The sequence below is a fragment of the Thalassobellus sediminis genome (assembly GCF_044386045.1).
GTDB lineage: Bacteria > Bacteroidota > Bacteroidia > Flavobacteriales > Flavobacteriaceae > Thalassobellus > Thalassobellus sediminis.
On record NZ_JBISCD010000004.1, the window covers coordinates 1 to 2,500 of the forward strand.

2 rRNA genes (1 of these 2 cut by a window edge) are annotated in these 2,500 nt (G+C 46.8%); both read right to left on the reverse strand.

The features are described 5' to 3' along the window. Positions 1 to 167 precede the first annotated feature (167 nt). A 5S ribosomal RNA gene (gene rrf, locus ACH5TW_RS00045) occupies positions 168 to 275 on the reverse strand. Positions 276 to 394: 119 nt separating this feature from the next. Continuing rightward, positions 395 to 2,500 (reverse strand): 23S ribosomal RNA (locus tag ACH5TW_RS00050); it runs 716 nt beyond the window's last position.

The window sequence follows — 2,500 nt, forward strand, 5'->3', positions numbered from 1 at the left end:
AGTTTCACAAAAGCTAACCACTACTATCGCTCCCGCAGGAGGTATCAGCTAGAGTTCGTATTAATTCAAGAGTCGTTTAATGTCTACTATATTTTAGATTAGAGCAAAAAAAATCCTCATCAAATAAATGATGAGGATTTATAAATTCTAAAACAATTTTAGAATAAAAAAGGCAACGACCTACTCTCCCACAAATGCAGTACCATCGGCGCTAACGGGCTTAACTTCTCTGTTCGGAATGGTAAGAGGTGAGCCCCGTCGCTATAACCACCTTAAGCTTTAGTCCCGCGCTTGATGCGGGATCTCTTTCTTAAAAGAAAGATTAATATCTTAACATATTGAAAATAAGAGACATGATTGTAATTGTATATTGAACTTTATAAAAAAACAGGCGTACAATAAGCCTATGGGTTATTAGTACTACTCGGCTATGACATTACTGCCTTTACACCTATAGCCTATCAACGTGGTAATCTCCCACGACCCTTTAAAGAAATCTCATCTTGTGGTGGGTTTCGCGCTTATATGCTTTCAGCGCTTATCCCTTCCCAACGTAGCTACTCTGCAATGCTCCTGGCGGAACAACAGATACACCAGAGGTTAGTCCAACTCGGTCCTCTCGTACTAGAGTCAGATCCACTCAAATTTCTAACGCCCACTGTAGATAGAGACCGAACTGTCTCACGACGTTCTGAACCCAGCTCGCGTGCCACTTTAATGGGCGAACAGCCCAACCCTTGGGACCTTCTCCAGCCCCAGGATGTGACGAGCCGACATCGAGGTGCCAAACCCCCCCGTCGATATGAGCTCTTGGGGGAGATCAGCCTGTTATCCCCGGCGTACCTTTTATCCTTTGAGCGATGGCCCTTCCATGCGGAACCACCGGATCACTATGCTCTTGTTTCCAACCTGATCGACTTGTAGGTCTCTCAGTCAAGCACCCTTATGCCATTGCACTCTACGCACGGTTACCAAGCGTGCTGAGGGTACCTTTAGAAGCCTCCGTTACTCTTTTGGAGGCGACCACCCCAGTCAAACTACCCACCAAGCACTGTCCCTTCTACGAAGGTTAGACTCTAGATAAGCAAAGGGTGGTATTTCAACAATGACTCCACAACGCCTAGCGACGCCACTTCAAAGTCTCCCACCTATCCTACACATTACTTATCCAAAACCAATACTAAGCTATAGTAAAGGTGCACGGGGTCTTTTCGTCCCACAGCGGGTAATCGGCATCTTCACCGATACTACAATTTCACCGAGCTCATGGCTGAGACAGTGTCCAGATCGTTGCACCATTCGTGCAGGTCGGAACTTACCCGACAAGGAATTTCGCTACCTTAGGACCGTTATAGTTACGGCCGCCGTTTACTGGGGCTTCATTTAAGATCTTCGCCGAAGCTAAACCCTCCACTTAACCTTCCAGCACCGGGCAGGTGTCAGGCCATATACATCATCTTTCAATTTAGCATAGCCCTGTGTTTTTGATAAACAGTCGCCTGGACCTTTTCACTGCGGCCACCCCGAAGGGTGGCGACTCTTCTCCCGAAGTTACGAGTCTATTTTGCCTAATTCCTTAGCCATGAATCTCTCGAGCACCTTAGAATTCTCATCCCAACTACCTGTGTCGGTTTAGGGTACGGGCTGCTTCACTTGCTTTTCTTGGAAGTCGATTTGCTAGATTATCACCTTGACCGAAGTCTCAGTGTACTATCGCGGTGTTACCACTCGCTTCAACGTACTATTCCGTCAGTACGCACTAACTTTTCGCCTCCGTCACTTTTAGTGTGAGCAGGTACAGGAATATTAACCTGTTGTCCATCCACTACCCCTTTCGGGTTCGCGTTAGGTCCCGACTAACCCTCAGCTGATTAGCATAGCTGAGGAAACCTTAGTCTTTCGGTGTGCGGGTTTCTCGCCCGCATTATCGTTACTTATGCCTACATTTTCTTTTGTAGCTTCTCCAGCATTCCTCACAGAACACCTTCGACGACACTACAATGCTCCCCTACCGATATTTCTATCCCATAGCTTCGGTAATATGTTTATGCCCGATTATTATCCATGCCGAACCGCTCGACTAGTGAGCTGTTACGCACTCTTTAAATGAATGGCTGCTTCCAAGCCAACATCCTAGCTGTCAAAGCAGTTCAACCTCGTTAGTTCAACTTAACATATATTTTGGGACCTTAGCTGATGGTCTGGGTTCTTTCCCTCTCGGACATGGACCTTAGCACCCATGCCCTCACTGCTGATTAACATTTTATAGCATTCGGAGTTTGTCAGGAATTGGTAGGCGGTGAAGCCCCCGCATCCAATCAGTAGCTCTACCTCTATAAAACTATAAATCAACGCTGCACCTAAATGCATTTCGGGGAGTACGAGCTATTTCCGAGTTTGATTGGCCTTTCACCCCTACCCACAGGTCATCCGAAGACTTTTCAACGTCAACCGGTTCGGTCCTCCACTGTATGTTACTACAGCTTCAACCTGCCCATGG